The organism is Acidimicrobiales bacterium, from assembly GCA_041394245.1.
Classification (GTDB): Bacteria; Actinomycetota; Acidimicrobiia; order Acidimicrobiales; family Aldehydirespiratoraceae; genus JAJRXC01.
This window is the reverse complement of the sequence record JAWKIR010000002.1, coordinates 1,007,148-1,022,914: the sequence shown is the minus strand read 5'-3', so window position 1 is coordinate 1,022,914 and position 15,767 is coordinate 1,007,148. Positions and strand designations below refer to the sequence as shown.

Genomic DNA, 15,767 nt, shown 5'->3' with positions numbered 1-15,767 from the left:
GTGCCCTGCGTCGATTGAACCCGACCCTAGACGCGATGCGGTGAATATCTTCGGCGTCGCCGGCGCCGGGGTCCGTAGGATCGCCCGATGAGCGACGCCGGCCCCCAGCACATCGACCTCAGCCATCGGATCACCGATGGGATGGACACCTATCCGGGGCTTCCGGCGCCGGTGATCGGCACGCATCTGTCCCGCGAGGCGGCGGAACAGGCGTATGGCCCGGGCATCACGTTCCACATCGGCATGATCGAGATCTGCACCAACACCGGGACCTACATCGACGTGCCGTTCCATCGCTACGCGCACGGTCACGACCTCGCTGAGCTGGCACTCGACCGTGTCGCCGCCGTGCCTGCGGTCTGTCTCGATGCGCTCGGCGTGACTGCCATCGACCTGGGTGAGACCGATCTGTCGTCGCTGGCCGGCCATGCGGTGCTGGTCCGGACCGACCATTCCCGGCTCTTCGGTACGCCGGCCTACGCCGAGCACCACCCCCATCTCACCGCCGCCGCGGCAGAGGCCCTGGTGGCGGCCGACGTCGCCTGCGTCGGCATCGACTCGCTCAACATCGACGCCACCGACGACGGCCAACGGCCCGTCCACAGCATCCTTCTCGCCGCCGACATCCCGATCATCGAGCATCTCACCAACCTCGACGCGCTCGGGCCGAGCGGCTTCACCTTCACGGCGGTGCCTCCGAAGATCGAAGGCGCGGGCACGTTCACCGTGCGGGCCTACGCCACTGTCGGCTGACCTGCCGATTCCCGCTATCCGGCGCCGTATTTGTGGCGGCGGTGGTGGAACGAGCACTTGGCTCGTCCGTTGCGGTGATTCGTCGGTCCACCGTGGTCCCAGTCGATCTCGTGGTCGATCTCGCACCGACGGGCCGGGATCTCGCACCCCGGGTGGGTGCAGAAGCGGTCGCGGGCACAGATGGCCTCGCGCAGGGCACCGGTGAACAGGCGAACCTTGCGTCCGTAGTCGAGGATCACACCGGGGGATGCATAGACGAGCCGTCGGACGTCGCCGACGATTCCGAGCTCCATCATCTTGGTGGGGGAGATCACGGTGCCGTCGTCGAGTTCGCAGCGCCGATCGGTGCCGAAGGGCTCCGGGGCGGGTTCGCCGGCGAGTTGGGCGAGCGCCCGCTCGAAGGTGTCGTGGTCGACGTGGACGATCACCAGTGGGCGGGGTTGTTTCCCGTCCTTTGGTGCCGTCATCGATCGTCGGGCCATCTCCACCAGTGCATCCGCCCGCCGTTGCGCCGGCGATCGCCACAGCAGCTCGGCTGTGGTCCGCGAGCCGTGGGCGGCCTTGGCCTGTTGCCAGTCGGCTTCGAACATCTCCTGCTCGATGCGGTGGAGTCCCTCGGAGAACTCGTCGAAGCCGATCGGATCGAGCCATCCGTCGAGTCTCCCCATGCCCGCCAGCGTCTTCGACGAGTGGAAGGCACGGTCCTGCTCCTGAGGGTCGGGCGGCTCGGGATCATCACCTCGGCGGGCCTCGTCGACCACCTGCTCCCAGTAGCTGACGGCCCGGTCCCAGTCGGCATACGACAGCGACGCAGCCTTGCGCAGGAGGAACGCCTCGGCCTCGGCGAACTCAGGACGGGTGGCGGCGAGACAGAGCCGCCGTGCGTGTGACTCGGAGATGGCTCCGTCGTGGAGTGCCAGCGACGTCGCCGGCATCGATCGGAGCTTGCGGGCCAACGAGACCGCAGCACGTGCGGTACTGCCCCGCAGCCGACACCGATGGCGCAGCGCTCCCGCAGGGGAGCGGTGGCCGCCGACCGTCCACTCCATCGACGCGTCGTAGGCGCCCAACGCCTCGGCCTCGAGCGCCACGAGCTGCGCCTTCAGCCGCTGCACCTTCTCGGCCGCCGCCTGCGCCTCGCCGCTGGGAAGCAGCGCATAGTCGACCTTCGCGGCCAGCCGTATCGCCTCGCTCAGATCGTCCAACTCCGCCAGTGCCATGACCCGAATCTACGACGGGGGTGTGACACTGGATCGAGGATTCCGGGCAGGTCGCCGCCGGTTCGGTGCTGACGGCCTCCGAGCACGCTGCGCTGAAGGTGCTCTCCCTGACCGCGATCGAACGGCGGAAGAACCGCCAGAACCCCACTGGACGAATCAACGGATGGAAGTCCATCCTGAACACTTTGACCATCCACTACGGCGACCGCCTGGCCGCCGCCAACCAAACAACCGGCTCTTCGGATTTCAGCGGGGTCTGATGGTGGCGAGGAGGTTCCAGTCGGGTCGGCCGGCGTAGTGATCGGATGCGTTGGTGGCGGAAACGGCCAGAAGTCCATGGGAGAATCCAACATCCGGAAGCCAGTTCCTTGCCAGCCGTCGATGAGGTACGTGTGGTCTCTCTCGTTGAACGTATCTACCTCCGTACCTCGCCCCGCCAACGGCCTGGTGGATCTCCTAGGCGGGGAAGTCCAGCATGAAAGTCGGACTTCCCATAATCGCCTTGTTCGCGAGCAAGCGGTTTCCGGATACCCCATATCCAGCAGCCTGGGTGCTGGTGTTTTGCCTGGCTGTCACCGTGGCTCTCGTCCATCTCGCGCTGACAGCGCCACGTAGTCGGGAGTTCTGGGGACTGCTGGCATTCACTGCTCTCTCATGGATCTTGCTGCTTGTTGAGGTTCTCGATGGACTCTGATGGCGCCGCGGCGACCGATGCGCCGGCATCTGGGCGGCCAGCCGGTCGCCGGCGCGGTATGGCGCGCGGACATCGCCGCGGCGGCTATCTTCGGCCTCTCGATACTCGAGGTGGTTGGATCGGCGGGGTTGCGGGGAGTTGACCTGTAAGCGGGCGATAGGCCGACTGGCCTGTACCTGAGCAAGAACCGCAGAAAACCGCAGGTCAACCCACCTACAGTCTGCGCACAACTACCCCATACAGCGCTACTGTCGTTCCGCGTTTGTTCCAGGTGGGAGCCTCTGTATGCAGATCACCCGAACGCTGAAGATCGCCGGGCTCGTCCTTGTGGGCGCCTTCCTCGGCATGCTTATCGCCAACTATGTGGTGTGGGGCGTCATGCTCGTGCCCGAGATAGTCCGCGGTGATGTCGGGACGGACGACCTCGACAGAGTGAGAGACAGCACAGCCGACACCATCGGCGACATCGTTGGCGCAATCGTCGGCGGAGTCGGGCTACCCAGACTCGTGTCGGCGCGTCGTGCCAAGCGGGAGATCGAATAGCCATGGCGTCGATCGAGAAGCTCCCAGCGGCCGCTATCGGGTGAAGTGGCGAGGCATCGACGGCAAGTGGCAGTCATCACAGACGTTCGCCGCGAAGGCTGACGCCAACGCCGAGCGCCGCCGCATCGAGTCCGACCTCGACGCCGGGGTATCGGCCACCGCTGCTGATCGGAAACTCACCGTCGGCCGCTACGTCACCCGTGACGGTGGCTGGCTCGAGTCCCGACCGTGGCGACCATCGACCCGCGAGGCCTTCGACTCGCACTGACGCGCCCACCTCGAACCTCGCTGGGGTGATGTTCCGCTCGTCGCGGTCCACCCGGCGGATGTTGCGGTCCAGAAGTGACAGCGTCTCTGCACACGGGAGCAAGCTTGATCGCGAGTAGCCAGGTCGACGGATTCGAACGCTACCCGACGATGACCCTCGTAGCAGTTGCGGTGTGCTGTGCAGCGCTGGCCTTCCTCGCGGGCGCTCTAGTGGTCTGGAAGCGGTCCAGCCGAGCGCGACCACTCCTCGGCGTCGGAGTCCTCCTCGGAGTCCCGGCCGCCGCGACACTGGCTCTCCTAGGCACCACTACGTACGGAGTACCGAGCCCGTTCGTCGAGCGGCAGGTGTGCGACGAGATCGACACGGGGCTGTCGTGCGGGCCGACCAACGCCGAGATTGCTGCGTAGTGCGACCGCCTGACCAACAAGAACCTCATCATCTGGGAGCGCACACTTCCGGGTGGCCCGCTCACAACCGACGTCGTGAGTTGCGAGGACGTCGGCTGATGGCCTCCATCTACCGACACGGCCGGCGCTGGTGAGCGGCAGTGCAGATGCCCAACCATCGCCGGCGGACCAGGCTGTTCGATCGCAAGGCCGACGCCGATGCATGGGCGCGGTCGCTCGCCACCGACGCCGACCGCGGACTCTGGACCGACCGGACCGCCGGCCGGGGCCCGCTCGGCGACTACGCCGCGACCTGGCTCGCTGCTCAGCGCTGGCGGCCCTCACCGCGAGAGCAAGCCGAGTCGCATCTACGGGGATGGATTTTCCCGTCGTTCTCTGGCCGCGCCATCTCATGAGAGAGCGGTCCACGACGGGTCTGCGGCGCCCGTGTCACGTACGACGTGCCATGCGAGAATCGCTCAATGGACAATGTCGAGAATCCGCTTGCCGACAAGAACGACCCGGCGGTCCTCGATGGAATGCTCCGACACGTCGGCTACGAGGCACGTCGTGCGACCGACTTCATCAGGTACGGCAACGATGGCTGGTGCAGCGAACTCCCCCCGCCTCTCGACAACTTCGCTCAGCAGAGCGCCCTCGAAGCCGCACTCACGCATTTTCGAAATCTCGTGTACTTCCTGAAGCCAGAGAGACCTAAGAGCGACCAGGTCGGTGCTCGCGACTGTCTGCGGGATTGGGCCATCCCGCTACCCGATGGTGTCAGCGTGGACGCTATCCATAGCCGATTGGCTCATATTGGACTGGACCGGCTCGACGCATCCACCAAAGATCCGTTCCAGTGGAACATCTGGCTCAAGTCAGTCGGCCCCAAGATCCTGCGCCATTTTCTCATCTTCGCCGAAGCACTTCGATCCGACTCACCGGCACGCCTACATCTTCTCGAGGCCACGGACGGCCAGTATTCCAAGTCGCTCATCCGGTACATCGAGGAGACGGTCAACTAGGTGAGCTGGTCCTCTCACGAGCTGAAGGAACTCGGATGCCACGAGGTTGGCCACACTGTCGGCCTCAAGCATCACCTCCTCGCATCGTCTTGCATGGTTACAGCTGCAGATGGCCGGACGAGCAACCAGCTTGCGACCCACGACATCGATCATGTGAACGCGAAGTACTAAGGTGTCAAAGGGAGGCTTCTTCGGGCTTCCGAAGGCGCTCCCGAACATTGTCGAAAGGCCAACTCCCAATGGCAGCAGCAGTCGATTGCGTGCCTCCGGCACGAGTGATTCGATTGGTATGGTCAGGCTTGGTCGCCGCTCTCCTCGCAGCAACAGGCTGCTCAGAATCTGGATCCGCGAGCGACTCCGGGGCAGAGTCCACAGCGGTGAGCAGCGGTGTCGACGCGTTCTCATCGGCATTGGGGTGGGGCACTCACGGTGACCCTACTTTCCAGCGGGACTCGCTTGACGCGTACATCGCAGAGTCCGACGTAGTGGTTCGAGCAAGTCTTTCTCGGGTATCTCTCGGGCCAAGTGTCCAGGTGGATGCAGATGTAGACCGGTCCGTTGCGTTTGTCTACCTTCACTTCGATGTGAGTGAGGTGCTTGCTGGGCAAGCGGACGGAGAGCTGAGCGAAGTGAAGCTCGAGTATCCGCTTCCGTCGAACCAGGACGTCGAATCCCTGACCTCGCTTCTTCCGGACGCTGGTGATTCTGATGCTGTGCTGTTCCTGATGGATCCAGCGCGCCTTATTGAAGGATTCGACGAGCCGTCGGTCTATGTGCTGACAGGATACGAGGGTGCGTTGATGGAGTCCCATTCTTCCGATCCCCTGCACGAACACACGGGCGAGGAGGACCATAGCCACGGTCAAACAGGCAACCTCCTGGTGTTGGGCGAGCACTCGGGCGAGTCGCGCATCTTCAGCCACGCCAGCCTCGGCGAGCTGGTCGAGGAGATCGTCGGCCTTGCGGCTGCGAACTAACGGAAGCCGCTCCACGTTCGCAGCACTAGCGTGGCTCCTACTGGTCGGCTCCGGCTGCGCGTCCGATCAGACCGATTCGCCCCCCCCGGATCGCGGGCGAATGCAGCGCCGAGGGTTTCGGTGTCGAGGCGATACGGTGGCAAAACGCCGACGGGTCATGCGCCGACTTCCTCGTCATTATCGAGGCGCGCTGCAGCCCGGCCGACCGCTTTTGGATCCAGGTCGCACTCGATACTGACCGCCCTAGCTCAGAGGGTCCGCCAAGGGCGAGCTTCGTTCCCACGGGCGAAACTGGCGGACTTGACCTGATCGAGGACGCCCGATTCACAGGCTTTGTCGAGGGGCAGCGCGAACTCTATGTCTCGGATGACGCGCATGAGGCCTTTGTCGCCGATGGCTCAACTGTGGCTGTGTACCAACAAGTGGCTGATACGTCATGTGGAGTTGACCCGGTTCGGTGGACACCTGATCCTTGACGTGAGTCGAGGGGAAGGAGGCCCGGATGGGTCGTCCATCGAAGTATCCCGAGGAGTTCCGGCGTGAAGCCGTGGAGTTGTATCGCAGCTCGGATCGTCCTCGATGCCAGGTAGCGGAGTCGCTCGGGATTAGCGATGGGTCGTTGGCGGCGTGGGTCAAGGAGGCTGACGCGGCGGACGAGCCGGGGGCGCTCGATGCGAACGAGCGGGCCGAGCTGGCGCGGCTTCGCAAGGAGAACGCGGATCTTCGGATGGATCGTGAGATCCTCCGCAAGGCGGCCGCCTATTTCGCCAGGGAGACGACCCGGTGACCCGCTTCCGGTTCGTCCAAGACCATCAGGCCGGCTATCCGGTGAAGCGGTTGTGCGAGCTCGTGGAGTGCTCGAGGTCGGGGTTCTACGCGTGGCGCAGCCGGCCGTTGTCAGAGCGCTACGTGACCGACGCTGAGCTGGCGAACGAGATCTACGAAATTCATGTCGCGTCGCAGCGCACCTATGGCACCCCTCGGGTGCTGGGGCAGCTTCAGCATCGCAACATCGCCGTTGGTCGCAAACGGTTCGCGAGGATCATGGCCGAGTGCAGCCTCGTCGGGGTGCACGGCCGCAAGAAATGGCGCCGAGGCCGCAAGGCCGGTGCTGCCCCGGGGCCGGACCTGATCGGCCGAGACTTCACCGCGCAGGCGTCGAACCAGCGATGGGTTGCCGACATCACCGAGTTCAAGTGTCGCGACGGCAAGCTGCACCTCGCAGGGGTGCTCGACCTCCACGATCGGGGTCTGGCCGGCTGGTCAATGGCAACCCGAGCCACGGCCGACATCGTCGTCAACGCCCTCGTCATGGCGCTCGCCCGACGCCAGCCCGACGGCGACGTCATCCACCACGCGGATCGGGGCGGCCAATACGTCTCCGGAGACCTCGCGTTGACGATGGCCGACCACGACGTATCCGCGTCGTTCGGGCGCACCGGAGTGTGCTGGGACAACGCCGCCATGGAGAGCACCTGGGCCACGATCAAGAAGGAGATCCGTCACATCCACGGCGACTGGGAACACATGACCCGATCCCAGCTCCGCACCGTGCTGTTCGACTACATCGAGACCTTCTACAACCGACGCCGACACCAAGCCCGCCTCGGCCACCGCACCCCGGATGAGACCTACACCGCCTCCCGGGCGGCATGATCAACTGACAGAAGCCCGTGTCCACCGAACCGGGTCAACTCCATTCCGCCATCCCAGCGTGTAGTGAGCCCTTGGGCCATGAGTTCACTGCGTACGTCTACGAGCTTCGCCATCGAGTCGACCTCTTCCTCATCCCCGGCCATCCGTCCGAGGAAAAAATCGGCAAGGAAGTCGGATGGAAGCACGGCAGCGACAACGGACCCGACGACCAACGCGAGCGACGAGATCGCTGCGAACGTAGCGGTGCCGGACATCGAGGAGAGCAGATCTCCGACCATTCTCACTGGGTGCCGGTCCGAAGATGTCGACCAGTCGAATGGCTCGGCGACAAGCCAGCCCGAGAGCAGGAGCGCGTAGCCGTAGATTAGGTAGCGCTGCGTTCCAGCCAACGACGGCAACCCGGGGATCATCACTCCGACCCTACTCTCCACGGGTCGCGGCCTCGCTGGCCCCGGCCACTCGGGGGCAGCGGCTGCTTCTGCTCGACGATCGGGGCGTGGCGGCCCACTTGACTCAACCGGCTACGGTCTGCGCGGTGGCTAGCGACGTAGGACCGAGCACGTTCGATACCTCGACTTGGCGCGCTCGCATCGCTGCGGCGAAGGAGTTCGTGGCGGGCCGATTGGAGCCTGGCAAGCCGGTCGAGGGGGCGGGCCTCATTCTGGAGATTGCGGAAGCGCTCGCGGGTATCAAGGACGTCGACCGTGGCAGGGTCGCCGCGCATCCCAGGTTCAACGAGCTCGCAGAGGTCGAGCACCTGGCCGTCGAGGCGCTGGAGGAGCTCCACTCCGAAGGACTAATTCGCATCGATCTGGAGAACGGCAGCAAGACATGGCTCACGCGGGAACTCTGGAAGACGATGGGGTGGCCGCCAGCGACCGAGCCGTACGTTGTCGAGTTCCGGGTTCCGCGATTCGTGATGGCGAAGCAGAAGCTCCTTGACCAGCGCAGCGAGCGAACGGGCCTGGCGAACCTCGACGAGATCCAATGGGAGCAGGTTCGATCGCTGTACTTCCAGGCGAGAGAGGCGCGGTGGGCCGGCCTGAATGTCGCCGCCGCCGTTGTCCTTCGGGCAGCCGTCGAGCAGGCGGTCAGAGCAGCGCTAGCGATGGGGGACGATGACGCCGACTCCAACCTCGCGCGCCTGATACAGAAGTTGTTTGAGACGGTCAGACCGAAGCATTGGAAGGTGGAGCCCTTGAGTCACGCGGCCACGCGCGACTGCTTCAGCGCTGTTCGAGACGACGGGAATTTCGCGGTCCACCGCGGCTTCGTTCGAGACGAGCTATCACTCGAATTCACGCTGCATCGCCTGCCAGCAGCGTTAGTCAGTCTGTCCAACAACACGGATGGGATTGACAAGGGGGCGTGACAGAGCCCAGGTTCCGGGTTGCATACGCTCTGAGTGACGTTGGTTAGGCTGACACCCGCTCCATGTGCCGTTCTCGCGCGTGGCGCCCGGGTGTACTCGCCACGCTTCCGCGGGGCTCACGCGTGGTTAGGCGGTGAATGGCAACCGCAGCGCCCAGTCCGGCACGGCATGTGGTTCGAACAGGACAGCAACGTTGTCCGCCGAAGGACCGATTCCTCCATCCTCGCTGGCCTCACCAAGCATCAAGACGACGGGAACGTCGCCGAACGTGACGGTGATTCGAGGGCACCAGAAGTCGCCACCGTCTCGTGTCCACGGGATGTAGTGAAGGTCCACATCGGCGACCCGCTGGCCAATAGCGGAGAACCACCGGCTTCGTACACCAACCTCCCACATCGCGATCTCCGCCTCAGGATGAAGCGTGGTACCCAGGGGTTGGGCTTGAATGCCGATGCCTTCCTGTACTCCCGGCGGGTCCCAGGTCACGGAGAAGGTCACTCCGTCGGCGGTCTGCAGCTCGACGCCGAATTCGAGGCTGTCGCACGCCTCGGAGGCCCAGCAGGGGTCAGACCACTCGAAGTCACTGGTGATGAGCCGTGGCCCCGAGTGATCTCGCGCCAGCTCGTCCCGCTTGTAGTCGAGCGTGAAGTACCGGACCTCCGACAGAGTCTCGCCAACAAGTGCCCGAGCCTCCGCTCTCCGTTCCTCCACCTCGCCGGCTGACGAAGCCCACGACCAGACTCGACCCATAACTCGCAGTGTGTCAGCAGCACGCGCAACGGCGGCGAACCCACCCCACTCTCAACCCGCAATATGGAACTGGATTAGGCGATAGCTCGACTGCATGGTGTGTATGAGACGTTGACTAGCGGGATGTCGGTCTCGAAGACCGCCTCGGCCACGACGACTCGAAGCATCGGATCGAGTGCCGCGGACATGGTCGTCTTGCCCGCCCCGGGGCTCTGCGAAGACGATCGTCCGGCGTTGCGCTCAAGCGATCGCGGCTGCTGGTCGGCTCGGCAGACATGGGCGGGTTTCAGCTCTTGTTCCAGATTTGTTCCATAGCGGCCGCATCTCGGCTGGCTGAATGGCGGAGATTCCCTTTGTTCTCATGGGTTTCGGCTGGTGGTGGCGGGGAGTCGACCTGTAAGCGGGGTTCTGTCCGGGAGACACCGGGTGGAAGCCGATGTCTCCGTGGATGACCATCCATCTGTGCGGTCTACCCGGGAGTGTCTGCGGACGGGACGCCCTCTCCCTGTATGACCTTGCTCCGGGTGGGGTTTGCCGAGCCATCCCGGTCGCCCGGGATGCTGGTGCGCTCTTACCGCACCGTTTCACCCTTACCGACCGGTGGCGAAACCGATCGGCGGTCTGCTTTCTGTGGCACTTTCCTGCGAGTCACCTCGACTGGCGCAAGCCAGCACCCTTCCCTGCGGAGCCCCGACTTTCCTCGACCCACCGAAGTGGGCCGCAGCCATCCAGCCGGCTCCCCGCCACCGCTCTCAGGCTAGGGGGTGGGGATGCCGAGCGGCCCAGCGGGCGCCGAACCATGCGCCGAACGTGCCGAACGACGCGGCCAGGAGGCCGTTGAAGACGAGGGCGATCAGGTTGATGTCGTCGCCGCGGCTGAGGCGAAGGACGATGCCGATGCCCTGCACGATGAGGAACGCGAGCAGGGTTGCCGCCGCCCCGTTGGTGAAGGGTGCGCTCGGCACGGCACGGCCGGCGAGCGCGCCGCCGAGTAGATAGGCGATCACGATGGCGAGAAGGGCGAGGAGTGTCCAGTTGGACTCGTCGGTCGCGCCGTCGTCGGACAGCCACGCGGTCACGATCGCCGCTGGGACGGCGATCAGCAGGGTCATCATCGCCCCTGCGAAGATCACCGACCGGTTGAGAGAATCGAGCACGGGGCGAATGCTAGCGGCGCGCTACGGTCCTCCGAATGAGCACACTCGACGCCCACGGTGGCTGGCCCGGGATACTCGGCACCCTGGCGAACGGCAACGACCTCACCTCCGATGCCACCCGATCAGTCCTCGGCACGATCCTCGCCGGCGACGCGACCGATGCGCAGATCGCCGCGTTCATCGTCGGTCTGCGGATCAAGGGCGAGACCGTCGAGGAGTTGACCGGCCTCCAAGGTGCGATGACCGACGCCGCCACGCCGCTCTCGGTGCCTGAGAACACGATCGACATCGTGGGGGTGGGCGGCGCGCCGACCCGTCGGAAACACGCCTTGAACGTGTCGACCATGGCCGCGTTCGTCGCCGCGGCCGCCGGTGCCACCGTCTGCAAGCACGGCAATCGCAAGGCGTCGTCGACATCCGGGAGCTTCGATCTGCTCGAACAGTTGGGGGTCGATGTCGACGTGGCCCCCGAGGCCCTCGAGGCCCAGGTGCGCGACCATCGGATCGGGTTCGCCTTCGCCCGGACCTTCCATCCGGCGATGCGCCACGTCGGCCCGGTGCGGGCCGAGCTCGGCATCCCGACGGTGTTCAACATCCTCGGTCCGCTCAGCCACCCGGGGCGCCTCACCCGCCAGGTGATCGGCGTCGCCGACTGGGCGATCGCCGACCGGATGATCCGGGTCTTGCAGGCGACCGGGTCGCAGCGGGCACTGGTCGTCCACGGCGAAGGCGACCTCGACGAGCTGACGACCACCGGGCCGTCGAAGATGCTCTCGCTCGACGGCGGTAAGATCACCGAGATCGCCGTCGACGCCGCTGCGTTGGGCCTCGCCCCGGCGACGCCCGAGGACCTGGCGGGTGGCGACGCAGTGCGCAACGCAGAGATCGCCCGGGCGGTGTTCGCCGGAGAGCCGGGCCCGAAGCGCGACATCGTCGTGCTCAACGCCGCGGCCGGCCTGCTCGCCGCCGGCGTGGTCGCCGACCTCGGCGCCGGGATCGAAGCCGCTGCAGCAGCGATCGACGACGGCCGCGCCGCAGCAAAGGTCGCCGCACTCGCCGGCTGAGGGAGCGGGTCGCGCTAGACCCGCCGCACCGGGATCCGACCGCGTCGCCGATGCCCGGCGGGTGCGCCGACCCCGGTTCGTTCGGTCGTGCGGCGGGCCGGTCCCTTGCCCTGCGGTGCGTAGGACGGGATGCGTGGGAGCGGCTCGACGAGCACACCACTGACGTGATCGAGGCGGATCTTGGCGGCGTTGCGGTCGAGCCACGCGGCGATGGTCAACAACTCGTCGGCCTCGTCGCGGCCCGGGACGGGGAGTCGGCCCGGGCCACTGCTCGACGCGGTCGGAGGATCGACCGCGAGGCCGTCGCCCCAGAGTGAACCGGTCTCGCCCTCGGCCCCGCAGGCCGTCAGCAGGCCGTGGTGGAGCTCGACCCAGGCATCGCCGATCGACACGCGCACGTCGCCGGCTCGGCGGAGCAGGTCGAAGCGACGCGTGCGTCGGAGCGCTCCGGCCAGCGCCTCGGCCCGGTCGCGGACGTCGGCCGCCTCTTCGTAGCGTTCATCTCGGGCCAGCATCTCGATGCGTTCGCCGAGGGGGGCCAGCAGACGCGCGGGATCGCGCGTGAGCGTGTCGACCAGGTCGTCGACCACACGGGCGTAGTCGTCGTCGGAGATCGCACCGGAGCACGGGCACGCGGCAACGCCGATCTGGGCCGGGGCACATGTGGGACGACTGAGTGCACTGCTCGATCGTGCGGTGCAGCGGCGGATGGGTGCGGCCGATTCGATCGCTTCGATGATGCGCTTCGCCCGCTTGGTCGACGAGACCGGGCCCAGGTAGAGCCCACCGTCGTCCTTCACGACCCGAACGACCGAGAGCCGCGGGTAGCGCTCGTCGAGCGTGAGCTTCACGTAGGGGTAGGTGCTCGACTTCGTGCCCTGCCGGTTGTAGCGGGGGAGATGACGGTGGATGAGGCGGAGTTCGAGCACGGCGGCCTCGAGCCCGTTGCGACAGACGTGGTGGTCGATGCGGGCGGTTTCGCGCAGGAGTTGACCGACCTTGCGGCGTTCGTCGGTCGAGAAGTAGCTGCGTACCCGGGAGCGGAGGTTGGCGGCCTTGCCGACATAGAGGATCTCGCCGCGGGCATCGACGAACAGGTAGACGCCCGGTTCCCGGGGGAGTCCGTCGGTGAGCGGGAGCTTGCGGGCCTGGGCACTCCCGGCCAGCTTCGGCAGCACGAGGAGGTCGTCGAGCCCGGTGACACCGAGCGACCCGACCCGCTCCAGCAGGTGGTGGAGCAGATCGCCGGTGGCCAGGGCGTCGTCGAGCGCGCGATGGCTCGGCGCGTGTGACAGACGCAGCCGGTCGGCCAGGGTGCCGAGCTTGCAGTTCGGCACCTCGTCTCGCAGGAGCCGACGGGCCAGCGCGAGGGTGTCGATCGAGCGGTGGGCGAGCCGAGGGCGTCCCTGCTGCTCGAGGGCGGCGTTGAGGAATCCGAGGTCGAAGCGGATGTTGTGGCCGACGATCACGGCATCGCCGATGAACTCGAGCAACGACGGCATCACCGCTTCCATCCTCGGCGCCCGCATCACCATCGCTTCGGTGATGCCGGTGATCATCGTGATCTGGGGAGGGATCGCACAGCCCGGGTCGACGAGTGTCTGATAGGTGCCGAGGCACTCGCCGCCCTTCAGCTTCACGGCGCCGACCTCGGTGATCGCACAGTCGGTGGCGGACCCGCCGGTGGTCTCGAGATCGATCACGACGAACGTGACCTCGTGCAATGCGGTGCCGAGGTCGTCGAAACTGCGCTGTGACTCGACGAACGTCTGTTCGGGCATCGGTCCAGGATGGTCGAACGTCCGTTCGCCGTCAAGTGGCCGCTACGCGAGGACCGCCTTCAGATGATCGGCCAGCCGGATGGCGAGAGCGACGATGGTGAAGGTCGGTGTCGCGACCCCGGGAGTGCCGAAGACCGAGCTTCCGGCGATCCAGAGGTTGTCGACCTCGTGGGCTCGGCAGTCGGCATCGACCACACCGACCGCGGGATCGGTGGACATCCGCGTCGTGCACATGTGGTGGTAGCCGATACCGATCGGGAAGTTCTCGAGATCGCGTTCTGACGGCGCTGAGCGGTAGACGGTGAGGAACTCGCCGCGGATCATGTTGTCGACCGCGTCGGCGTGGACGCCGCCCGGCAGCAGCTGCATCCGGCCCCACCCCGTCTCGCCGGCGGCCTCGGCGATCGTGCGGAGTCCGTCGACGATGCGGGCCCGGTCGGCGGCGCTGTAGCGCCAGTCGAGCTCGACACGCCGCATGCCCAGGGCGTCGGTGGCGGCGCCGAGACCGACCCGGCTCTCCGGGTCGAGTTCCTGCTCCGCGAGTGCCTGCAGGTAGATCGCGCTGCCCGGCGGCGTGGACTGGTGGCCGAGCAGCGCGCCGACGTCGGTCGTGTCGATGGCGTCCTCGGGTTCGAATGGGCCCGCCGTCGCGAGGTCGCCGGCGAGGATCTGGACCTCGACGCCGGTGGTGTCGGTCGATCGCAGATGGTCGTCGGTCAGCCCGATCGCGTACTTGACGCCGTGGCGGGCGCCGGCGTGGCGTCCGGACTCGATCGCCACCTCGCCGCCCGTGAGCCCGGCCAGCTCCTCGGGGCCGTCGGCGGCGACACCGAAGCCGGCGTAGACCTGTAGGTGCTCGGCGAAGTGCCGGCCCACCTGGTCGGTGCCGTTGGCGAGGCCGCCCGGATCGGCATCGGTCGACGACAGCAGGATGCGGGCATTCTCGATCCCGCCCGTCGCCAGCACGAAGGCCGACGCGGTGACCTCGAGGGCGGTTCCCTCGAGGGTGCGGACGTCGACGGCCCGTACGGACCTCCCCGTGTCGGTCGCCAGGTTGACGACATTGGCGTGCAGCATCACCTCGACGTTCTCGCTGGCCTCCATCTCTCGGCGATAGAGCCGCCCGAACACGGTCGGGTAGGTGGTCTGGAAGACGAATGGCTCGACCTTGTCGGTGCGCAGGGTCGGCGCCGGGAGACCCAGCCGTTCTTCCCAGGTCTCGACGCGGAAGTCGTTGTCGGTGATCCGTACCCACTCGGTCGCGCGGTCCCAGTAGGGAAGGACGTCGGCGTGGGCGATCGGCCAGCCCGAGAGGCGGAGCCCGTCGCGCTCCTCGAAGTCGATCGGATGCAACTGCCGGCAAAAGCCCGCCCAGTGGTTGGTGGTGCCGCCGAGGTACCGGAGCCGGGTCTGATCGAGGCGCACGGTGCTGTCGAGCGTGGTGAGGGGCCGGCCGACGACCTCGCCGGCGTGGAGGTCCTGGGTGGCCGGCTCGAGGTCGGTACCGCCGGACTCGAGCACCAGCACCGACAGTCCGCTGCCGTCGAGTTCCAGCGCCAGCGTGATGCCGGCCGCGCCGGCGCCGATCACACAGATGTCGACCTCGCGGCGGGTGCCGGAGTCGAGCGAACGGGCGTCGGTCAGCATTCGGCGGTCGCGCAGAGCAGGGCGATGACGGCGGCGGCTCGGGCTTCCGACACGGCGAGGATCCAGCCGTCGACGTCGACAGTGTCGCTCGATGCGAACTCGGCGCGCACGACCGCGGCGGCGTCGACCAGCGGGTCGTCACTCACCCCCGGAAGGGCTGCGAGCAGGGCGGTGAGGTCGCTCTCGCCCGTGGTGGCGATGACCCGCTCGCCGAGGGCGACGATCGCGGGATCGACGGCGTCGGGGAGATCGGGGATGACCACCGGCGCCCCGGTGGTGGTCGTCGTGCTCGTCGTCGTGGTCGTGGAGGAACCGGGCGGTGCGATCGGGTCGGTCGTGACGTCGTCGCCGTTGCGGCGGTCGAGCAAGCCGGCGCCACCACCGATCACGAGGGCCAGGGCACCGCCGGAACCGAGTCGGAGGGCATCGCGGCGGGAAACGGGCACGGCGGGAAATCTAGTGGTGTCACACCCC

General features: G+C 66.6%; 18 protein-coding genes and 1 other RNA gene. 11 read left to right on the top strand and 8 right to left on the bottom strand.

The features are described 5' to 3' along the window. Positions 1-87 precede the first annotated feature (87 nt). Complete coding sequence (locus R2707_05140) at positions 88-753, top strand: cyclase family protein (protein MEZ5244463.1); 666 nt, start codon at positions 88-90, stop codon at positions 751-753. 14 nt (positions 754-767) lie between these two features. Here the strand turns inward: R2707_05140 and R2707_05135 are convergent, their stop codons facing one another. Beyond that, positions 768-1,973 carry a DUF222 domain-containing protein gene (locus R2707_05135; GenBank protein ID MEZ5244462.1) on the bottom strand — a complete coding sequence of 402 codons (1,206 nt, stop codon included), beginning with the start codon at positions 1,971-1,973 and terminating at the stop codon, positions 768-770. Between the two features lie 65 nt (positions 1,974-2,038). Here R2707_05135 and R2707_05130 point away from each other — a divergent pair, with 65 nt between their 5' ends. The 8 genes from R2707_05130 to R2707_05095 all read left to right on the top strand — a co-directional run bounded on the left by R2707_05130 (position 2,039) and on the right by R2707_05095 (position 7,522). Beyond that, positions 2,039-2,233, top strand: coding sequence for a hypothetical protein (locus R2707_05130; protein MEZ5244461.1), 195 nt, complete (start codon positions 2,039-2,041; stop codon positions 2,231-2,233). Positions 2,234-2,952: 719 nt separating this feature from the next. Continuing rightward, a complete protein-coding gene (locus tag R2707_05125; protein MEZ5244460.1) occupies positions 2,953-3,210 on the top strand; it encodes a hypothetical protein in 258 nt (85 codons plus the stop codon). 40 nt (positions 3,211-3,250) lie between these two features. Beyond that, positions 3,251-3,478, top strand: coding sequence for a hypothetical protein (locus R2707_05120; protein ID MEZ5244459.1), 228 nt, complete (start codon positions 3,251-3,253; stop codon positions 3,476-3,478). A 553-nt stretch (positions 3,479-4,031) separates the two neighbouring features. Next, entirely contained in the window at positions 4,032-4,280 is a 249-nt protein-coding gene (locus tag R2707_05115) for a hypothetical protein (protein ID MEZ5244458.1), read from the top strand. A 66-nt stretch (positions 4,281-4,346) separates the two neighbouring features. After that, positions 4,347-4,889 (top strand): hypothetical protein, encoded by a 543-nt coding sequence (locus tag R2707_05110; protein MEZ5244457.1) that lies wholly within the window; start codon positions 4,347-4,349, stop codon positions 4,887-4,889. Between the two features lie 584 nt (positions 4,890-5,473). Beyond that, positions 5,474-5,866, top strand: a complete 393-nt coding sequence (locus tag R2707_05105; GenBank protein MEZ5244456.1) for a hypothetical protein — start codon at positions 5,474-5,476, stop codon at positions 5,864-5,866. A gap of 502 nt (positions 5,867-6,368) precedes the next feature. Beyond that, complete coding sequence (locus R2707_05100) at positions 6,369-6,653, top strand: transposase (protein ID MEZ5244455.1); 285 nt, start codon at positions 6,369-6,371, stop codon at positions 6,651-6,653. Next, positions 6,650-7,522: an IS3 family transposase gene (locus tag R2707_05095; GenBank protein MEZ5244454.1), complete on the top strand. Its 873-nt coding sequence runs from the start codon at positions 6,650-6,652 to the stop codon at positions 7,520-7,522. Before R2707_05100 ends, R2707_05095 begins: the two co-directional genes overlap by 4 nt. Here the strand turns inward: R2707_05095 and R2707_05090 are convergent. Further along, positions 7,498-7,932 (bottom strand): hypothetical protein, encoded by a 435-nt coding sequence (locus R2707_05090; GenBank protein MEZ5244453.1) that lies wholly within the window; start codon positions 7,930-7,932, stop codon positions 7,498-7,500. The genes R2707_05095 and R2707_05090 overlap by 25 nt on opposite strands. Before the next feature lie 125 nt (positions 7,933-8,057). Between R2707_05090 and R2707_05085 the strand changes: the two genes are divergently transcribed. Continuing rightward, positions 8,058-8,894, top strand: a complete 837-nt coding sequence (locus R2707_05085; protein ID MEZ5244452.1) for a DUF4145 domain-containing protein — start codon at positions 8,058-8,060, stop codon at positions 8,892-8,894. A 126-nt stretch (positions 8,895-9,020) separates the two neighbouring features. Here the strand turns inward: R2707_05085 and R2707_05080 are convergent, their stop codons facing one another. From R2707_05080 to R2707_05070, 3 genes are all read right to left on the bottom strand, one after another. Further along, on the bottom strand, positions 9,021-9,644 hold the full coding sequence (locus R2707_05080; GenBank protein MEZ5244451.1) for a hypothetical protein: 624 nt from the start codon (positions 9,642-9,644) through the stop codon (positions 9,021-9,023). Positions 9,645-10,025: 381 nt separating this feature from the next. Next, an RNA gene (gene rnpB, locus R2707_05075) (RNase P RNA component class A) lies at positions 10,026-10,384 on the bottom strand. 12 nt (positions 10,385-10,396) lie between these two features. Then, positions 10,397-10,801, bottom strand: coding sequence for a TIGR04086 family membrane protein (locus R2707_05070; GenBank protein MEZ5244450.1), 405 nt, complete (start codon positions 10,799-10,801; stop codon positions 10,397-10,399). Positions 10,802-10,836: 35 nt separating this feature from the next. On the opposite strand from R2707_05070, the gene trpD reads away from it, so the two are divergent. Next, positions 10,837-11,865, top strand: coding sequence for an anthranilate phosphoribosyltransferase (gene trpD, locus R2707_05065; GenBank protein MEZ5244449.1), 1,029 nt, complete (start codon positions 10,837-10,839; stop codon positions 11,863-11,865). Between the two features lie 14 nt (positions 11,866-11,879). Here the strand turns inward: trpD and R2707_05060 are convergent, their stop codons facing one another. The 3 genes from R2707_05060 to R2707_05050 are packed head-to-tail and all read right to left on the bottom strand — an operon-like array spanning position 11,880 to position 15,739. Continuing rightward, positions 11,880-13,646 (bottom strand): DEDD exonuclease domain-containing protein, encoded by a 1,767-nt coding sequence (locus tag R2707_05060; protein ID MEZ5244448.1) that lies wholly within the window; start codon positions 13,644-13,646, stop codon positions 11,880-11,882. A gap of 42 nt (positions 13,647-13,688) precedes the next feature. Next, positions 13,689-15,293 (bottom strand): GMC family oxidoreductase, encoded by a 1,605-nt coding sequence (locus tag R2707_05055; GenBank protein MEZ5244447.1) that lies wholly within the window; start codon positions 15,291-15,293, stop codon positions 13,689-13,691. Next, on the bottom strand, positions 15,287-15,739 hold the full coding sequence (locus tag R2707_05050; protein MEZ5244446.1) for a hypothetical protein: 453 nt from the start codon (positions 15,737-15,739) through the stop codon (positions 15,287-15,289). The genes R2707_05055 and R2707_05050 overlap by 7 nt, the downstream gene beginning before the upstream one ends. Between the last annotated feature and the right edge of the window lie 28 nt (positions 15,740-15,767).